Raw genomic sequence first — 19,246 nt, 5'->3', positions numbered from 1 at the left:
GGACATGCCTCTGGCGCTGATTCGAACGGTGGGGAAGCGGTTGATGGCTCCGGTGATGTCGTCCAGCAGCCAGACCCCGACGTAGGAGCCGAGCCAATCGCTGACCGCGGCAACACAATTCTGCTGCTGCGGCACCAGCGGAGCGGCCGAATACAACGCCAGGACGACTGATTCGCGGGCGAAACTGTCCGCGATCACCCGGATCAGCCCGGACAACCGGGTGGCGTCGGAGTACTTCTCGGACATGCCTGGCCGAACGGATCGGGTATGTGCGGCGATTGCGCCCGATGCCAGATCCATCAGGAACGGCCGATAGTGGTCAGAGCGCGCAGCGAGTTCTGATGCGAGTGCGCGAGCGGCGAGACGGTCGATGGTGACACCATCCGGGGATACCTCGGCACCGGGCAGCCATGCCGGGTAGAGGTCGTAGGACATGGTCTCGAGCACGGCCCCGAGGTCGTTGAGCACCTGCGCGACCTCCGTGACCTCGTCGAGCCGGATCAGAAGAACTGCAGGTGCATCGTCGGGCAGGTCATCGAGCGCGACTGCCACGTCGGCCGGGCTGATTCCCTTCAGCGCAGCGATTCCCGTTGTCGGTGCCGCCGGCCAATCCATGGCCAGAACCTACCGCCATCCGTCATTCTCCGCGCAGCAGCAGCGGCAGGAGCAACCAGGGACGCGCGGTGGCCCAGTCGATCGCATTGTCCAGGCGGGTGTCGCCTGCTTCCAGCAACGGATCGCCGGCGTCGGATGGTGCGGTGTCGGAAGGTGCGGTGTCGTGGACTCCACTGTTGGGGGAGGGTTCATCGCAGACGATCATCGTGTTGTCGGCGTCACCCCACGCCTCCTCGAACTCATCGAGCGGAACCTCCATGCGGTCGCCGTCGGGATGGCCGGGATCACTGAGGTAGACGACACCCTTGTCGTAGTCGATCTCGCTGATGACAACGCAGTGGTCGCCGCCCTCATCGCGGCCCCGCGCCTCGTCGCGTTCCTCTTGCTCGGGATCCCAGTATTCGCCGGAGTCGACGTACAGCAGGACACCGCGGCCTTCCTCCAAAGCCGTCGACAGGTCCGACATGGTGCCGGTCTCGACGCTGGCAGGAATGCCGCTTTGTTCCAACAAGTCCGCAGCCGCATAGATCGACATCCCACCGCTGACGTCGCCGCCCGCGAAGTAGCCGTTCTCCTGGGCCATCGCGATGAAGGCTTCCTCGCTGCGGATGTCCTCGCCGGTGTACTCGGCGACGATCTGGGCGACGCTTGCCGGCACACACGTGCCGTTCTCGGCCTGCAGGAACCAGTGTTCGGAGTACTCGTCGGCGTCTCCGGCATCCTGTCCCGACTCGGCGGATGGCTCAGGAGGGTCCGGCTGATCGAAGGTGATGTCGAGATCGGCCCACTCTTCGAGCGTGTCGGCGGCAGGGTCCTCGACCTGCGGATGGGGTGACTCGAACTCGACTCCGGCATCAATCATCGTGACCCTTACCTCTGGAGGGGATGTGGTGCCGATAGGAGTCGGCCGCGCCCATGAATGTTCCCCGAGCCACTGATCTTCGGTGCGCGCGCGAGGCCGCGCACCGGGGTGAAAGTTGGGATCGGTAGCGCATCGGGCGGTTTGTACTTCTCTCATGACGGCGCCACCGAAGGCGACGCATCGACGAAAGGGAAGACCATGAAACGAGTCCTCGCAGCCACCCTCGGACTGATCGCAAGCGCCACCCTCCTGATGGCCTGTTCTGACGACGGCGGTGACAGCGGCAACAAGACCACCGCAGCGGTCAGCACCGCGGCTCAGGGCGACACCGGCGGAACGCAGGTCACCACCGGTGGCGGCGGCACCGAGATCAGCGTGGACGGCAAGCCGGTCGCAGGCCTCGATCTCGCCACCGTCACCTGCGTCAAGCAGGCGGGCAAGATCAACGTCGGCAGCGGCTCCGTCAGCGGGCAGCAGGGCCTGGGCATCGTGATGACCGACGAGGCCACGCCGAAGGTGGAATCGCTCGGCATCGTTGTCGACGGAAATGCTCTGGCGGTGACCGCCGGTATGGGAATGTCCGTCGGTTCGGCGCAGGTCGCGGTTGACGGCGACACCTACACCATCACCGGCGAAGCCCAGGGCGCGAACATGTCGAACCCCATGGAGGGGATGATCTCGAAGGACTTCACCATCAAGGTGGCCTGCTCGTAGCCTCGGATGACCATCAACACGGTGGGCGTGCATTGCACGCCCACCGTGTTTTGTCGTAGGCCGCCGCCGCGCTCGCCAATAGACTGCGAACATGTCGGTGGCGGGAGATCTCGAACGTGCGAGGCTGCTCGCCTATTCCGATGATCATGGCGCCGCCAAGGACTTGCTCGTGTCGCTGATGCCGCACATCGAGGCCCTGGATCGCGACGATCTCGCCCTGGAGGTCTTTGCCCAGCTCGGCGAGATCTATCTGACCCGATCGGCGTACGACGGTGTGGCCGAATCGATTCGGCGAATCCGTGACTGCGCATCGATCTATACGCAGATACTCGCCGGATCACGACCGGATCTGGCCGGCCAGGTGATTCTGTCAGAATCGGTGATCCGGGAGATGGTCGTTCGTTACACGCGCCGGGCAGATGGGTTGGACGTGGGACTGGCCGCGGCCACCGGCGATCACCGCGGCGCGATCGCACGACTGGCTGCGCTGGATCGATTCCGCTACGGAGACCCGGGACTCGTGGACGAGGCGCGCGAGATCGTTGTCCGGGCCCGCATCCGCTGCGCTGTCGCGGCCGGCGACAACAACGACCTCATCACCGCCGGGAAGTTGTGGGAGACGCTGCTCGCAGATCTCGACGAAGACGATCGCAGCGCGTGCTCGGACCATCTGTGGGTGGTGGCCGGTCTCGGCTACGGAAGGTTCTGCACCGAAACGGGTCGGTTGGATGAAGCGGACCCCGTGCTCCTGCGTGCCGGGGCCCGGGCCGTTCGCCGGAGCTGGGAATTGGCCGTTGCCCGAACAGAACTCGAACGCGGCGCGGTGGCCTGGGCGCGGTCGGAGTATCCGGAGACCGAACTGCTGGTTCGGCAGGCCTATCCCGTGATCAGTACCCACGCGATCGCCGACGATGTCTCCCGGTGCTGGCTCTATCTCGGACTCACCCGGATGGCGGCCGGCCGGGTCGAAGCTGCAGATGAATGCTGGCAGCATGCGCAGCGACATTGGGAGGAGCTGGGAAAGCCTCTGCAGATCCACCGGATCCTGTTGCAACGCAGTTGGATCGACATCTTTCGCGGCAGGTTCGAGGCTGCCCGGGAGACGATCGGCGCGGCGCGGACCGTGCTCGGCGAGCTACCAGGATCGACGTGGTTGCACCGTGCGCGCCTCGACGATCTGCTGGGGAGTACATGGCGCGCGGAAGCATTGTCGGACATGGGCTTCGACGGTGCCGGTGATCCGGACGACGATTGGCGTGAACTCGAGGCCCGACTGGCGGGTTCGCGCGGTGTCACCTCCGCAACCACCGAGTCGCCCGGGTACCGAAGCGCGATGCCCAAGTTCGAGCGCGCGGCAGAGCTCAAGATACCGGCGGCGCTGGCGCTCGACAGCGTCCGGCACACCATGTCCGATGCGGACGAACGATGGCGCTGGACCAGGGTCGTCTCCGCCCCGATCATGGCAGGCGCCTTCGCGGTCGCCTGGGAGTGGGAGAACCCGGAGTTGGTCGCTGAACTGATCGAATATCACAGTGCCCGTGGAACTTTTTTCGCCGAGTCGGGCAGCGTCGCCATCGAGTCGTGGGCCACCGCCGGCACGGCATCGACCCCGGTCCTCGATGATGCTCGTGAACCGGCGATGGCCGCCACGGGGACGGTGGCCGGCTCTGTGCCGGCGCTGACCCGATCAGGTCCGTTGCCCCCGGTGCAGATGGATCCGACCGGTGGTCCGATCCTTGCCCGGTACCGCGAACTCGCGACTCGGCGATACGGCCGGATGGTCACCAGCGACGAGCCGGTCTGGACCACGTGGCCGTGATCAAAGCGGAGATCCCAGCGAGGGATCAGGCCGGTCCGGCGACGCTGATCCTGCGCTTTGCGGACGTCGGGGTCGCCACCTACGGAACCCTTCGGGTGGTCGCCGACCCCGCGCGTACGGTGGTCTGGGTCCTCGATGAATCAGCTCTGGCGGCTGTCGACGAACTGCTTGCGGCCACGCTGCCCGTCCCGGTGGGCGAGGAATCGACAGGGCAAGCCGTCCGCCGGGCGTTGACCACCGGGTCGTTCGTCGAACCGAACCCCGAACTCGAGTTCGCCCGCGGGCTGGGATCACTGCTTCCGGACGACGCGTGGAACCTGTTGTCGCAGTGCTTATCCGAGCCGCGCGCGACGTTGTATGTGACACCGACCGCTCGACTCGCCCGGATTCCGTTTGCGATACTGGCGGTTCCGGCGGCCGTATCCTCAGGCGGCGACGGGCCGCACGGGCAGGCGTACCGCCTGATGGAGATGGCCGATGTGGTGATGGCGTTGCCGGCGGGTATCGCAGCGGCGCAGAGGTCGGTATCGCGGTGGGCGGATCGACGGGACGATTCTGCGGTCCTGATCCTCGATCCACGGATTCCCGGGCAGCGGCCCGACTCTCCGCTCGGTTCGGTTCTGGGTCGGCCGTCGCCGGACATGCCGCTGGCCCGGCACTTCGCCGATCAGCCACCGGCCGAACTCCGCCCGTACACAAGCGATCCGGTGGAGTTGTTTCGTCGCAGCGACACCGACCGTCGCTGGCTGTCCGAGGTGTTGCAGTCGCGGCCGAGTCGTCTGCTGTTCGTCGGCCACGCCGGCGCCGCACCGGGTGATGCGGGGTATGCCGAACGGGCTGCGATTCACCTGTCGTGTTCGGCGTCGGGTCCCGGGTACGCAGATGCGGTGGGCGAGCATCGTCCGTTCACCGCTGCGGACATCCTGGGCGACATCGATCGGTGGCCGATGCCGCCCCGAATTGCCATGGTGGCCTGCGAATCCGGTGGTGACCTCAGGTTCGATGAGGCAACCGGCATGGTGGCAGCCATGGTCCTCGCGGGTGCCGAGACCGTCACGGCCACTCTCTGGCCGTTGCCGACCACGGCCGGCTACCGGCAGTGGGTACCCGGTGCCGGGATCGATGCCGGCGATCCGATGACCGAAATGGTCATCGCGGTGGACACAGCACATCGGGCCGATGATGCGGTTCGAGCGCTGGGGCGCTGGCAACGGGCGCAGATGCGGCGCTGGCGATCGGGTGATCTGCGCGCACATCCGATCTATTGGGGAGCGATGGCAACCTTCTCGGTTGGTCGACTGTGAGCGGCCGGTACGTGAATATGGGTTCAGCGCTTGGGAACACAGATCGCCACCGCAGACTCATCGTCCATCTGGTAATAGGTGTGCACGGTGCTTCCCGGTCCCAGGTGAGGTACCGACACTGCCGGTATGAAGGCGGTGTCGTGCGCCGGGAACTGGCCGCCGTCGGTGCGGCTGACCATCAGATCCACCTCGACCTCGACGTGGTCTTCGCAGGCCTTGCCGGTGGTTCGCAGAGCCGTCACGAGGCCGTGAGATCTGGTGCCGCGGCGAATCACATCGAGTTTCTCGGTGGTGGTGAGGCCCTTCCTGATCAGCATCTGATCGAAGGCGGCGCGGGCTGCGACGATGTCGTCGGCGAGTGCGAGTTCCTCGGGCCGGCCGGGGTCGAAACGCACCGCCACCACCAGGCCCGGCTGCGAGATCGCGCATTCGGTCTCCGGTGTGGACGCGGTGAGGCGTCCGCGGAAGCGGGTGCCGTCGACAGTCTCCACCTCCACGGTGGCCGAACCCGGATGCCGATGGTCGACGGGCCCGATGGTGCCCACGCCAACGCCCACGCCCGCGCCGGCGCAGACGGGTGGGCGGCGGAAGCGTCGGACCGCCAGTGTCTGGACGAACCGGGTGATTCTGGGATGTGTTCTCATGCGTCCACGGTCCCTCCGCACGGTGGCTACCGAACCCAAGTTTTCGACACTACGATCGGCTGATGAGTTCCGGGTCCCAGCGTTCGACGGCTGTCGCCGTGGCCCGCCCGCGCCGGGCGGTGATCGACGACGCCTGGCGGCGCCTCGGGCCGGGTGTGGACGTACTCAGCAGTCCTGACGGCGGTCCACTGCGGCGGACGGTCAAACGCATACTCGACCCGCTGGTTTTTCGGCTACGCGTCAACCCGCATCTGTCGGCGCCGATTCTCGACTCGGGAGCTGCACGCCAGGTCGATGAGATGATCGCCGGACACACAACGGAGTTGCTGGCCACCGCACAGTGGTTCACCCATCTGAAAAAGAAGCGCCGGCAGCTGCGGATCACCACCGGCAACGCCCAGGAGATGTACTTCCCGGTCAGTTTCGAACTGGCCGTCACCCGGGGGCTGCCGCCACCGGACGCCGATGTCGAGGCGATACTCCTGGATCTGCACGGTGGCAAGGATCGCACCGCGACAGCTGAATTGGACCGCTACCTCGCCGATCGGACTGTGGTGGAGGCACTCTCGTCGCAACTGGACCAGAGCTGGTACGACGTGCGGGCCGGGACAGCGATCACCGGGCCCTTCATGGCCGGTCTGCCGACGATCCTGGCGGACGTGGGGGACCATCGCACGCGGTCCGCTCGGCAACGGGTGTGGGCCGCACTCGTCGCCGACGAGACCCCGTACAACTTCGGCGCACGACTGCGCGATCATGGTGGCGACGTGCCGTGGTCGATCGTCGGCATCGGATTGGGTTCGTCCGCGCCTCAGCGGCCGCCAGCGGTCGATGGGGACACACCCGGCAACCGTCCGTTCGACCGCACTGTCTCCGAACGGGTTCGGGCCACGCTGCGACGGAGCCTCGATCACGCCGAATTGCCCGACATCCCCTTCCTGTGTGACGAGGAAGTCGATCGGGCGTGCGCACCGTGGGGCCTGCTGGGCGAGGATCGTCAGGCCACGATGATCGTCGGCATCGAGGTTGGGGTCGAGCTGGCGCCACTCGACGAAAAGCACACGCCGCGATATGCATTGACGTCACAGATCCAGGCGCGACTGCGCAAGGAGGCCTACGTGCTGCACGCCCGGCGCGCTCTGGCCGACGGAGAAGCCCTGCATCCCCGTCAACAGCAGGTGGTCGACGATCTCCGGGAGTTCGTGCGGCCGTATCTGAATCGGCTCTGGGCCCGGCTGCACGGCCGTGATGTCTGGCAGGAGTCGTGCGGTGACGTCGATGAAGTCCGGAGCATTCTCGACGGGGTCGCCCGATCGACAAGTCTTGATCAGCGAACACGTATCAAATCGATGCTCGAGACGCTGCCGATGATGCTGGCGGATGTGGTGCCATGAGAATGCAATCCGAGTCCGGACTCTGGGTTGTCGGACGCGTGGACGACGAGACGCCGGTGGTGGCGGTACTCGAGGTCAGCGGCGCGGTGCTGTCCTGGACGGTGGACACCGCCGGACCGCCCCAGATCGCCTTCACCGCCCTCGATCAGGCGGACTGGTTGTGGCGGGTCATCGGTGAGACCGGACATGTTGCGGTGATGAACGCGATCGGTGAGACCGGCGGAGCCACCAACCGGACAGTCGAGGTCGATGGCGTCGAGATCTTGCCGGGCACACTGGACACCGCCCGGCGTCTGGCGGTGGGTCACTGGCTACGGCGGTGGTGGCCGGCCGGTACCAGGGAGGGAATCGGGTCGCTCGACCACGCTGTGCTCGATGCGGAGATCGCGTTGCTGACAGTCGCCGCCGAGGACCTGTTCACCGACATCACATTTGATTCCGAGGTCGGCAGTCTGCTTGCACCCCACGCGGCCGCATACCTTTGGCACCTGCGGTCCGGGGACCGACGTGTGGTCGACCTGGTGCGTCGCGCTGTCGAACTGGCCGTCGAGGTGGGTGCCGGTGAGGAGCAGGATTCGGACCTGTGGATGGAACTGGCTGCCATGCAGCATGATTCATCGGTCGATGGGGTTCCCGAGGGCAGTCGTCAGGATGACTACTCTTTGGCCGCCGGAGACGGTCGCACAGCGGACGCGACCGCGATCGGCCGCGGCTCGGCCTCGATCAAGTGGGGTGGTGTTCCGCCCCGGATCTTCGACGCCGGCGAAAACACCGCCACCTGGACCATCCCCCGGCCGGCCGCAGGCAGCGGTGTGGTTGCGATCGTGCGCACCGCTGTGACCGGAGATGTCGATCCGTCGGGAATCGAGGTGTCGCTGAGGTCCGGCGCCATCGTGGGGGCTGCCGCACTCGACCGCGACGGCACCGCCCGGGTCGACCTCACCTCGGCCGGAGCATCGGTCACCGAGACCGATCTGTGGGATCACAACTGGTCCGATACCGTGCTCACGGTCGGTGTTCCGGTGACCGAGTCGACTGCGATCCGTCACCGCGTTCGGGCCTTCGCGCGCGGGCGTGTTGCGGCGCCGCCCCCGGATGCGTTCCTCGCCGAGATCCTGCTCGGTGAGAGCGATTACTGACCTCTCCCGGAATCATGCCCGGGATCAGTGGCTTGCGACCGAACGGTACCGCCACAACGAGAGTGGGACGAAGACGGCCAGGATGGCCATGCAGGTGATCAGCGAGTAGAGGACCGCGTTGTCGGCGACCCATCCGGTGGCCTGCGGGAAGTCGGGGGGTGCGGGGTTGCCGAGCAATTGCCGGGTCGCAGTGGAGACCGCGGTGATCGGATTCCACTCTGCGATGGCCTTGAGCGGTCCCGGCAGGCTCTGGGCAGAGATGAAGGCGCTCGAGAGGAACGTGACCGGGAACATCCACACGAATCCGACGCTTTGGGCCACCTCCACATTGCGGGCCATCAGACCGGTGAATGCACCGACCCACGACATCGCAAACGCCAGCAACAAGATCAGGCCCAGTGCGATGACCGCGTCGAGGGCGCTCCCGCGGATCCGCCAGCCGATCACCAAGCCGCACAACGCCATCACGACAACGCTGACGATACTGACGACAAGATCGGACAGCGTGCGGCCCAGGACCACCGCCAGTGACCACATCGGCAGGGTCCGCAGTCTGTCGACGATGCCGGATTGCAGATCTCCGGCCAGTCCGACGGTGGTGAAGGCGGAGTTGAAAACAACTGTCTGCGTGAAGATGCCGGCCATCAGGAACTCGCGGTAGGAGGCACCGCCGAGGGTTGCCCCGAAGACGTAGGCAAAGAGGAAGACGAACATGAAGGGCTGAACGGTTGCGCTCACCAGCAGGGTGGGCACCCGGCGGATGGTCAGCAGATTGCGGCCGGCCATCACGGAGCTGTCGGAGATCAGTCCACCCCCGGCAATGGAGGCGGCCGGCGGTCCCGGTGCGAGTGTCGCGGTCATGCGGCGGCCTCCTCGTCATCGGTGTCTGCGTCGGTTGCGGTGGCTGTGCTGCCATCGGTGTTCTTGCCGTCGCCCACCTGGTTGCCGGTGAGCGCGAGGAAGACGTCGTCGAGCGTGGGCGCGTCGACCCTGAAATCGGTGACGGTGACATCGGCCACCGACAGCTCCTGGATGATCTCCGCGGCGGAGGCGGTCCCGGCCGGCACCGCCACCTGCCAGGAGGTCGAATGGGCTGTGCCGCGGGGTGATCCGGAACCGTGTTCGGACAGGACCCGGTGGACCGTGTCGCGGTCGGCGAGGACGCCCACCTCGATCGTCAGTTGTGTCTGCTGCGCATTGGCCTTGAGTTCGGCTGCGGTGCCCTCGGCGACCACGAGGCCCTTGTCGATCACGGTGATGGTGTCGGCCAGGGCGTCGGCCTCTTCGAGGTACTGGGTGGTGAGCAGGACGGTGGTGCCCGAGGCGACCAGAGATTCGATCAGCGCCCACATCTCACGGCGTCCGCGCGGGTCGAGCCCGGTGGTCGGCTCGTCGAGGATCACCACTCCGGGGCGGGCGATGAGGGCGCCGGCGAGGTCGAGCCGCCGCCGCATGCCGCCGGAGTAATTGCGGGCGGGGCGATCTCGCGCCGGCTCGAGCTGGAAGTCGGTGATCAGTTCGTCGGCGCGGACGCCCGCGGCCTTCCGGTTCATCCCGTACAGGCGGGCCACCATTCGCAGGTTCTCCCAGCCGGTCAGATTTGCGTCGACGGCAGCGTACTGACCGGAGACGCCGATTCTGCGTCGTACCAGAGCCGGTTGTGCGAGCCCGTCCACACCGAGCACGCTGACGGTCCCCTCGTCGGGTCGGAGCAGTGTGGAGATGATCCGGACAGTGGTGGTCTTTCCCGCGCCGTTGGGCCCGAGTAGCGCGTGCACGGTGCCACGTTTCACCGCCAGGTCCACACCGCCGAGAGCCCTATGCGATTCGCCTCGTCCGAACCGGCTGCCGAAGGTCTTCGACAGTCCGGTCACCTCGATCGCATGGTCACCCATTGATCCACCATTCCTCGGTGCCGCCGGGCCGACCGCCACCGCGGCCGGACCCGTGCTCGGGCAGCGAGCGCCGAAGACTGGCCGGCGCGATGTCGGTCCAGTTCGTCTCGACGTAGTCCAGGCAGTCCTCGCGGCCGGCCGGGCCGTGACGGGTTGCCCAACCTCCCGGGACGGGGGCGAAATCGGGCCACAGGGAGTGCTGACCTTCGTGATTGACGAGGACGCGGAACGTCCCCTGCTCGTCATCGAATGGATTGATCATCGGTGGTCCTCTCGGCGGTGGGTGTGCAGGTGATCGCCAAGGGCTCCGGCGATCGTTGCTGCGTGTTCGGGGTCGAGCATCTGGCTGTGCCGGCAATCGACGGTGACATGATCGATGTGGCCGGTGATATGGGGCGCCCAGTCATCGACGGCCGGTCGGCCGGGTTGCGGATCCTGTGTGGCAGTGACGAACACGGCATCGCCGGAGTAGATCCGTGGCACCCAGTGCTGCGCGATCTCGGTGGCGGCAACGTATGCGCCGTACAAGGATTCGAGTGCCGGTGCCGACATGTGCGCCAGCGGGCCCTCGGACCGGGCGATGATGGCCATCGCCTCCTCGATCCCGATATCGCTGCCGGATGTGGTTGTGGTGTCGGCGAATCCGAACTCCTCGAGGAGTTCGCGCACGGTCGGGGCCAAGTCGAGTCCGGGGCGACCGGGCACCACATACGAATCGAGGAGCATCAGCAGCTCGACCTGCTCGCCCTGTTCCTGCAGCTGAACCGCGATCTCCTGGACGATCGAACCACCGAGCGACCAGCCGAGGAGGTGGTAGGGCCCGGTCGGCTGGACCGAGCGGATCTGCCTGAGATAGTGGTCGGCGAGTTCCGGAATCGACCCCAGGCTCGGCCCACCCGACAGCGCCGGATTCTGCAATCCGTACAGCGGGCGCGCGGAATCGAGGTGTGGCAGAAGCGATGTATAGCTCCAGGCCACTCCCAGAGCGGGGTGCACCGCGAACACCGGACTCCGGTCACCCTGGGCCCGCAGCGCGAGCAGGGGCGCGAGGGCTCGATCGTCGGCGATCTCGGTTGTCGCGGGGGACTCGGCGCCGCCGGTGCCGGCGATCCGGTCGATCCGGACGGCGAGTTCTTCGGTTGTGGAATCGGTGAACATCACGCCCACCGGGATGTCGATGCCGACGTCCTCACGCAACGCGGCAACCACCTTCGTTGCCAGCAACGAGTTGCCGCCGAGGTCGAAGAAGCCGTCGGTGGCGCTCACCGATTCCAGCCCGAGTGCCTTGGAAAAGGCCTGGGCCACCAGTGTTTCGGTGCCGACGGCCGGCTCTCGTCCGGTGCTGGTCGCGAGTTCGGGACGCGGCAGGGAGGCTTTGTCGAGCTTGCCGGTGGGTGACAGCGGGATCTCGTCGAGCACGGTGATGGCGGCCGGCACCATGTGCCTGGGGAGGCGGTGCGACAGGTCGAAGCGGAGCGTGGAGGTGTTGATCTGCGCCCCGTCGGCAGCGACCACGTAGGTCAACAGACGGTCACCGCCTTCGCCGGCCGAATCGACGATTGTTGCCGAGTATCCGACCTCGGCGAAGGATGTTGCCACCGCGTCGATCTCACCGAGCTCGACCCGGAAGCCTCGGATCTGGATCTGATCGTCACTGCGGCCCACATATTGCAGGGTGCGAGCAGCTGTCCAGCGGACCACGTCGCCGGTGCGATACATGCGTTCGCCACCGACACCCGTCGGGTTGGCGATGAACCGACCGGACGTCAGTCCCGGTCGGCCGAAGTAGCCGCGGGTCACCTGATCCCCGGCGAGATACAGCTCACCCGCGACTCCGACCGGTGTCGGATGGAGACGGTCATCGAGGACCAGGGCCCGCACACCGCGGTTCGGTGAACCGATCGTTACGGGTCCGGCGGGGGACATCGGTGTGCTGCCGGTGGTGATGATGGTGGTCTCGGTGGGACCGTACACATTGAACATCGCCCGGTCGACGGACCAGCGGTTCACCAGTTCACGGCCGTACGCCTCACCGCCGACCGCGATGGTGCGCAGGCCGCGTACGCGGCGGTGGTCGAGGCTGGCCAGCGCCGCCGGCGTGATGAACGCATGGGTCACCGCACTCAATTCCAGGAAGTCGGCGAGGTCCTGTCCGCCGAACACGTCGGTCGGAGCGATGACCAACGCCGACCGTCCAGAGATGGCCATCAACATCTCGAGGATCGAGGCATCGAAGCTGGGTGACGCGAAATGCAGTACCCGGGAGGATGATTCGGGGGACATCGTCGCCTTGAGCTCATCGTGGACCGCGGCCAGACCCCGGTGGGGCACCATCACGCCCTTGGGCCGGCCGGTTGATCCCGAGGTGTAGATGATGTAGGCGAGTTGGTCGTTACGCGGTCGCTCACCCACCTCGTCGCGGGTCAAGGGGAGCGCGGACAGGGCTGCCGTCGCTCCGTGAACGGCGTTGTCGTCGAGGACAAACCAGTCAACTGCTGCCGGGAGATCGGGGGCGTGCTTCCCAAGGGTGATCCCGACGCGGACCCGGCTGTCGGAGAGCATGTGTTCGATGCGACCTGCCGGGTACGTCGGATCGACCGGGAGGAACGCAGCGCCGGTCTTGCTGATCGCGATGGTCGCGATGATTGCGTCCACCGACCGTGGAATGGCCATGGCGACCAGCGAATCGGCGCACATACCTCGTCGCAGAAGCAACCGGGCCAGCTTGTTCGACCGGTAGTCGACTTCCCGGTAGCTGACGCTCCGATGTGCGTCGATGAGTGCGGACCCGTCGGGATTGTCGAGTACGGCGGCTCCGAACAGGTCCGCGAGCGGCCGGGGCGTCGGGGCAGGTAGTCCACGTACCGGCGCCAGGGTCGCCTCTTCGACAAAATCGGTGACCGGGGTGTCGCCGATCGGCCTGGTGGGTGCATCGGTGACCGCACGCAGGACCCGAACCAGGCGTGCCGCAATCGATTCCGCAGTCCGGTCGCTGTACCGGCCGCGGGCGTACGTCAGCTTGATCTGACCCTGCCGGTCGGCTCCGGGGCTGATGCCGGTGACGGTGAACTGCAGATCGAACTTGGCCGTGGGGCTGTCGACCTCGGTGACCTGAGCGGACAGTCCGTCCCCGGCATCGAGGGATCCGCTCATGTTGCTGTCCGCCCAGTCATGCACCGAGAGGGCCACCTGGAACAGCGGATGACGTCGCGGATCGCGTTGCGGATTGACCGCCGCCACCACGTCTTCGAACGGGATGTCGACGTGTGCCAGTGCTTCGAGGTCGCTGTCGCGGATCGCGGAGAGCAGGTCGGTGAACGAGGCGGTGGGATCGACCGTGCTCCGCAAGGCCAGTGTGTTGACGAACATGCCGACCACACGCTGGAGTTCGGGCTCGAAGCGGCCCGCGACGGGGGTCCCGATGAGGACGTCGCGTCCGGCGCCCATGCGGTACATCAGGATGGCCAGGGCACCGTGCATGAGCATGAACGGGCTCACCCCCGTACTGCGGGCGAGGTCCGCGATCGCACCGCGAAGGTTGTCATCGATCGTGAGCACGATGTTGCCACCGCTGTGATCGACCGATTCGTCGGTGTCGGCGGATTCGGTGATCGAGGGGATCGTCGAATCGACCGGCGCACCGCGCAACACCTCGCGCCAGTACTCGAGCTGGCGATGCGCGGGACTCTCGGGGTCGTCAGGGGAGCCGACCGTTGTCCGCTGCCACAGGGTGTGGTCGATGTAGGTGACCGGAAGCGGATCGAACTCGGGAGCGGTGCCGGCGGACCGGCACCGGTAGGCCGTCATCAAGTCGCCGAGAAGGGTTGGCAGCGACCAGCCGTCGGCGGCGATGTGGTGCACAACAGCGATCAGGGTGTGGCTCAGCGGTCCGGTGCGCAACAGTCGGAAGCGGATCGGGGCCGAGTTGGCGAGATCGAATCCCTGCGCCGCGGTGGCCGATACGAGATCGTCGCGTTCGGCGAAATCACAGTGCTCGGCGACGAGGTGATCGAGAACCGCTGCGGCGTCGGTCTCCGGGACCTGTGCCGGTTCACCGTCGACCTCTGGGAAACGGGTGCGCAGGCTTTCGTGTCTGTCGAGGATGTCGATGATGGCCAGCTGCAACGCCGGCACCGACAGATCGCCGTGGAAGTCCACGCAGAAGGGGATGTTGTATGCGGCCGAACCCGGTTCGGCGCCGGCCAGGAACCACAGCCGACGCTGGGCCAGGGACAGCGGAGCGGAGGCGTGGTGTCGCCGGTCACCGGTCAACCGCGGGTGATCGGCAGGTCTCGGTGACGCGTTGCCGGCAGACTGCTCCCGGGTGGCGACTTCTGCAAGTGCGGTCACCGTCGGGTGGTCGAAGACCATCTTGACCGGCAGATCGGTGCCGAGGTGGCGATTGACACGGCTGACCAATTGGGTTGCGGTCAGCGATGTTCCCCCGAGGTCGAAGAAGTTGTGATCGGCGCCGATCTCGACTGCCGGGATTCCGAGGACATCGGCGAACAACTCCGCCAGTGCTTCCTGAACATCGCCGGACACGGGCCTGCTCTCAGCGCGGGCTGCGGCCGGAACGGGAGTCGGCAATGCACGAACGTCGAGTTTGCCGTTGGGTGTCAGCGGGATCCGTTCGATCGCGGTGATCGATCCCGGCACCTGATGGCGGGGTAGGCGCGCCTCGAGTGACCGCCGCACGTCGTCGATGTCGACGGCTTGGGGGGCATCGGCGGACGGGCTGCTGTCGTAGGCCACCACGTAGCTTGCCAGGGTGGCGCCTTCGCCACGACCGCGGACGACGGTCACGGCGAAACGGATGTCGGGGTGATCGAGGAGCGTGGCGTCGATCTCCCCGAGTTCGATCCGGAATCCGCGCAGCTTCACCTGATTGTCGCTGCGGCCCAGATAGGTGATCACGCCATCGCCGTCGGCACTGACCACGTCGCCGGTTCGGTACAGCAGGCCCCCGCCGTGGGCATGGGGGTCTGCCACGAAGCGGGTGGAGGTCAGATCGGCGCGCCCGAGGTAGCCGCGAGCGAGACCCGCTCCGCTCAGGTACAACTCGCCGGGAACACCGCGAGGAACGGGGCGCAGCCGGCCGTCGAGCACCACGGCTTGTTCACCGCGGATCGGCGTCCCGATGGGCACGGTCCGGTGAGCCGGCAGTTGTCCGGCGGCCGATTCGAGCTTCGCCATCACCGAGACCATGGTTGTCTCGGTAGGACCATAGACATTGAAGAATGTGCGCCCGGGTGACCACTTTTCGATCAGTTCCGGACCACACGCCTCGCCGCCGACCGCGAGAACCCGCAGATCGGGTAGATCGGAGTCCGGCACAGTGGCGAGCGCTGCCGGGGTGATGAAGGCGTGTGTGACGCGCTGGATACGCAGGAGGTTCTCGAGTTCTACTCCGCCGTAGATCTTCGGTGCGATGACCATGCTCGCTCCGGCGGGAACCGCCAGCAGTAATTCGAGTATCGACGCGTCAAAGCTCGGAGAGGCGAAATGCAGTGTGCGTGACGTGCTGTCGACGCCATAGCGCGCTGAGTGTTCGGAGGCCAGCGGCGCCAGTCCGCGGTGCGTGACGGCCACGCCCTTCGGCGTACCGGTGGAGCCGGACGTGTAGATCACGTATGCGATGTTGTCCGGCGACGCCCACGGCTGTCGCCTCAGCCGCCGCCCACTCATGGTGTCGACCGCGCCACCCAACTGGCCGTCGAGACTGATCCACCGAACACCCGCCGGAAGGCCGGGGGCGGTGGCGTCATCGGTCAATCCCACCGTGGCACCACAATCGGAGATCATGTGCTCGATACGTTCGGTCGGATAGGTCGGGTCGACGGGTGCAAACGCCGCACCGGTCTTGGTGACCGCCCAGATCGCCGCGACCGACGCCGCCCCACGTCTGAGCGCGATGGGAACGATGTCCTCCGGACCGATCTCAAGACTCAGAAGATAACGGGCCCAACGGTTCGACCACGCATCTAGATCCCGGTACGTCAGGGTGTGATATCCGTCGGCACCGGTCGGTGAGCCGCTGATCAGGTCACCGGGTTCGAAGATCAAGGCGGGCGCATCCGGGTTACGGTCCACGGCGTCCGCCAGCAGGTCGGGCAGCAACGCGCCGCGGGCCGACCACTCGTGTTCTGCCGCACCGTTGCCGGAACCGGCGATGACCGCCGACTCGGAGTCGGCGAGGATGTCGAAGTCCTCGACACGGATGTCCGGATCCGCGGCGACGGCTTCGAGGATCCGGACCAGCCGTCCTGACATCGCCTCGATCGTTGCCGCGGTGTACTTCTCGCGGGCGTAGGTCAACCGCATCGCGCTGCCGGTCACTCGTAGTTCCAGATCGAAACGGGTACCGGCGGTGCTGATTTCGCTGACCTCGGCACGGACCTCACCGAGGTCCAGCGCGGGGCCGCCGTCTTCGGCGAAGGCCAGAGCCACGCGAACCAGCGGGCCGGAGTGCCGGCGATCATCGGCGATCGCCGCGGCCAACTGGTCATAGGGCAGATCGGCGTGCGAGAACGCGTCGATGTCGGTATCCCGCACGCGGGAGACGAGGTCGCTGAACCTGTCCGCGCCGTTGACCTGAGTTCGGAGGACAACGGTGTTGACGAACATACCGACCAGGCCGGCGAGGTCAGGATGGTCGCGTCCGGCCACGGGACTGCCGATGATCACGTCCGACTCGGCACCGTCGAGATGTACGGCGGGATCGGTGCTGAGGCGGTGGAGCAGAGCCGCGAACGCACCGTGCATCACCATGAACAGACTCGCGTCGCGGCTACGGCCCACTGCCGACAATCCGGTGATGACGTCGGGGCCGATGTCGAAGTCGACGACACCGCTGCCGATGTCGCCGGTGCCGGTCTCGGGGAGCGACGACTGGCGGTTGATGTCGGCGAGGGTGTCACGCCACCAGTCGAGCAACATGCTGACCCGGCTGGTGGGTTCCTCGGGATCGCCGAGCGAAGAATGCTGCCATTCGGCGTAGTCACGGAATCGCACTGGTAGCGGTGTCAGGTCGGGTGCACGTCCGCTGCAGCGGGCCTCGTACGCGGTCGCGAGGTCGGTGGACAGCGGACCCAGGGACCAACCGTCGGCGGCGATGTGATGGATCACGATGGTCAGAACGTGATGCGTGACTCCCAGTCGCGCCAGTTCGGCACGGACCGGTGGCTCGCTGCGCAGATCGAAACCCTGTGCCGACAACCGGTTTTGCGCGGTCACGAGGTCGTCCTGCGGGGTGTCGCTGCCGGTGAGATCGACCACGGGCACGCGGGTGGCGGGAGTGCCCAGCACCTCGACCTGTGGACGACCGTCGTTCTCCGGATAGATCGTCCGCAGTGGCTCATGGCGATCGATGACATCGCCCAGCGCACGCTGCAGGGCGTCGGTGTCGATGTCACCGTGCAACGTCACGGCCGCGGCGATGTTGTACGCACCGGACTCGGGCTCGAGGCGGTTGAGGAACCACAGCCGCGCCGCCGCGGGTGCGGGTACGGAATCCCGCCCGGTCTCGGGCCTCGGCTGCGCGACCAGCGCGGGGACCGGTGCAGACAGATCAGCTGCCGAAGCACCGGCGATGGCCCGGGTCAGCCGGGAGACGGTGGGGTTGTCGAACAAAGTCCGCACCGGAACTCGCTGCCCGAGCGATGCTTCCAGACGTGCCACCACCTGGGTGGCCATCAGGGAGTTGCCACCCATCTCGAAGAAGTCCGTGCTGCGTCCGATCTGCTCGGGGTCGCGGCCGGTGACCTCGGCGAACATCTCGGCGATCTCGGTCTCGCGGCGACCCCGTGGCTTCCCTCCGTGGTCGATACCGCCCAGGTCGGATGGGTCGGGGTCGGGCAGAGACCGGAAGTCGATCTTTCCCGACGGTGTCACCGGCATCGAGTCGATGACCATGATCAGGCGCGGAACCATATGACCGGGTAGCAGCGTGGACAGGCGCTCGCGCAGGGCCTCTGACCTCAGAGACTGCTGCTGGGCGGGACTGACATATGACACCAATTCGGTGGACCCGTCCGGTGCCGGCCTGGCGACGGTGACTGCCTCGGCGACTTGATCGTCGCGGACCAGCGCCGCGTCGATCTCGCCGATCTCGATGCGGAAACCACGTACCTTGACCTGGCTGTCGGCTCGGCCGAGGAACTCCAATTCGGCGGCCGTGGTCCAGCGCACCAGATCTCCGGTCCGATACATCCGATCACCGTCCGGGCCAAATGGATTGGCGAGGAAGGACTCGGATGTGCGGCGCGTCAGCCCGTGATAGCCCCTGGCCAGGTGTCCGCCCGCGAGATACAGTTCGCCCACCGTACCGACCGGAACCGGTTGCAGCCGTTCGTCGAGGACGAGCACGTCCATGCCGCGGACGGGGCCACCGATGCTGACACCGTCGCCGGGCCTGATGGGATCGGAGATGGTGGCGACCACGGTTGCCTCGGTGGGTCCATACGCGTTGAACAGCTTGCGATCAGACGACCAGCGCGAGATCACCTCGGGATTGGGATGCTCGCCGCCGACGATGACCGTCGACAACGCGGGGAGCGCAGCCGGATTCATGGTGGCGAGCACCGATGGGGTGACAAACGCGTGGGTCACCGCGTGTGTGACGAGCACGTCCTGCAATTCGGTGCCGCCGAGGACGTCGGTGGAGGCGATGACCATGGTGGCCGCACCACCCACCGCCATCAGCACCTCGAGCACGGAGGCGTCGAAGCTGGGAGAGGCGAAATGCAATGTGACGCTGTCGGGTTCGACCTCGAACCGGTGGACCTGCTCGCTGGCGAAGTCGACCAGTCCGTGGTGGCTGACGACCACACCTTTGGGAGTCCCGGTGGTGCCCGAGGTG

General features: G+C 66.6%; 11 protein-coding genes and 1 pseudogene. 5 read left to right on the top strand and 7 right to left on the bottom strand.

The genetic code is table 11. The features are described from left to right. Together VIQ49_RS16695 and VIQ49_RS16690 are read right to left on the bottom strand one after the other, a co-directional pair. Positions 1 to 615: pseudogene (locus VIQ49_RS16695) on the bottom strand (hypothetical protein); the annotation flags it as partial. Positions 616 to 637: 22 nt separating this feature from the next. After that, positions 638 to 1,477, bottom strand: a complete 840-nt coding sequence (locus VIQ49_RS16690) for a C39 family peptidase (RefSeq protein ID WP_331886592.1) — start codon at positions 1,475 to 1,477, stop codon at positions 638 to 640. 198 nt (positions 1,478 to 1,675) lie between these two features. Here VIQ49_RS16690 and VIQ49_RS16685 point away from each other — a divergent pair, with 198 nt between their 5' ends. The 3 genes from VIQ49_RS16685 to VIQ49_RS16675 all read left to right on the top strand — a co-directional run bounded on the left by VIQ49_RS16685 (position 1,676) and on the right by VIQ49_RS16675 (position 5,314). After that, a complete protein-coding gene (locus VIQ49_RS16685) occupies positions 1,676 to 2,191 on the top strand; it encodes a lipoprotein LpqH (protein ID WP_331886590.1) in 516 nt (171 codons plus the stop codon). Between the two features lie 91 nt (positions 2,192 to 2,282). After that, positions 2,283 to 4,010 (top strand): hypothetical protein, encoded by a 1,728-nt coding sequence (locus VIQ49_RS16680; protein WP_331886588.1) that lies wholly within the window; start codon positions 2,283 to 2,285, stop codon positions 4,008 to 4,010. Continuing rightward, positions 4,001 to 5,314, top strand: coding sequence for a CHAT domain-containing protein (locus VIQ49_RS16675; protein WP_331886586.1), 1,314 nt, complete (start codon positions 4,001 to 4,003; stop codon positions 5,312 to 5,314). The genes VIQ49_RS16680 and VIQ49_RS16675 overlap by 10 nt, the downstream gene beginning before the upstream one ends. 23 nt (positions 5,315 to 5,337) lie before the next feature. On the opposite strand, the gene VIQ49_RS16670 is transcribed toward VIQ49_RS16675, so the two are convergent. Next, the gene (locus tag VIQ49_RS16670; protein ID WP_331886584.1) at positions 5,338 to 5,958 is read right to left on the bottom strand and encodes a hypothetical protein; all 621 of its coding nucleotides are present in this window, start codon (positions 5,956 to 5,958) and stop codon (positions 5,338 to 5,340) included. A 62-nt stretch (positions 5,959 to 6,020) separates the two neighbouring features. Here VIQ49_RS16670 and VIQ49_RS16665 point away from each other — a divergent pair, with 62 nt between their 5' ends. Together VIQ49_RS16665 and VIQ49_RS16660 are read left to right on the top strand one after the other, a co-directional pair. Next, entirely contained in the window at positions 6,021 to 7,352 is a 1,332-nt protein-coding gene (locus VIQ49_RS16665; protein ID WP_331886582.1) for a hypothetical protein, read from the top strand. Beyond that, a complete protein-coding gene (locus VIQ49_RS16660) occupies positions 7,349 to 8,491 on the top strand; it encodes a hypothetical protein (protein ID WP_331886580.1) in 1,143 nt (380 codons plus the stop codon). The genes VIQ49_RS16665 and VIQ49_RS16660 overlap by 4 nt, the downstream gene beginning before the upstream one ends. 24 nt (positions 8,492 to 8,515) lie before the next feature. Here the strand turns inward: VIQ49_RS16660 and VIQ49_RS16655 are convergent, their stop codons facing one another. From VIQ49_RS16655 to VIQ49_RS16640, 4 genes are all read right to left on the bottom strand, one after another. After that, positions 8,516 to 9,298 (bottom strand): ABC transporter permease, encoded by a 783-nt coding sequence (locus VIQ49_RS16655; RefSeq protein WP_331886594.1) that lies wholly within the window; start codon positions 9,296 to 9,298, stop codon positions 8,516 to 8,518. 50 nt (positions 9,299 to 9,348) lie between these two features. Next, positions 9,349 to 10,386, bottom strand: coding sequence for an ATP-binding cassette domain-containing protein (locus VIQ49_RS16650; RefSeq protein WP_331886578.1), 1,038 nt, complete (start codon positions 10,384 to 10,386; stop codon positions 9,349 to 9,351). Continuing rightward, positions 10,379 to 10,648, bottom strand: coding sequence for an MbtH family protein (locus VIQ49_RS16645; RefSeq protein ID WP_331886576.1), 270 nt, complete (start codon positions 10,646 to 10,648; stop codon positions 10,379 to 10,381). Before VIQ49_RS16645 ends, VIQ49_RS16650 begins: the two co-directional genes overlap by 8 nt. Next, positions 10,645 to 19,246: amino acid adenylation domain-containing protein (locus tag VIQ49_RS16640; RefSeq protein WP_331886574.1), on the bottom strand; the 8,602-nt coding region annotated here is incomplete at its 5' end. The genes VIQ49_RS16640 and VIQ49_RS16645, both read right to left, overlap by 4 nt.

The organism is Williamsia sp. (assembly GCF_036566845.1).
Lineage (GTDB): Bacteria > Actinomycetota > Actinomycetes > Mycobacteriales > Mycobacteriaceae > Williamsia.
The sequence above is the reverse complement of the archived record's forward strand: the minus strand, read 5'-3'. Positions and strand labels throughout refer to the sequence as shown.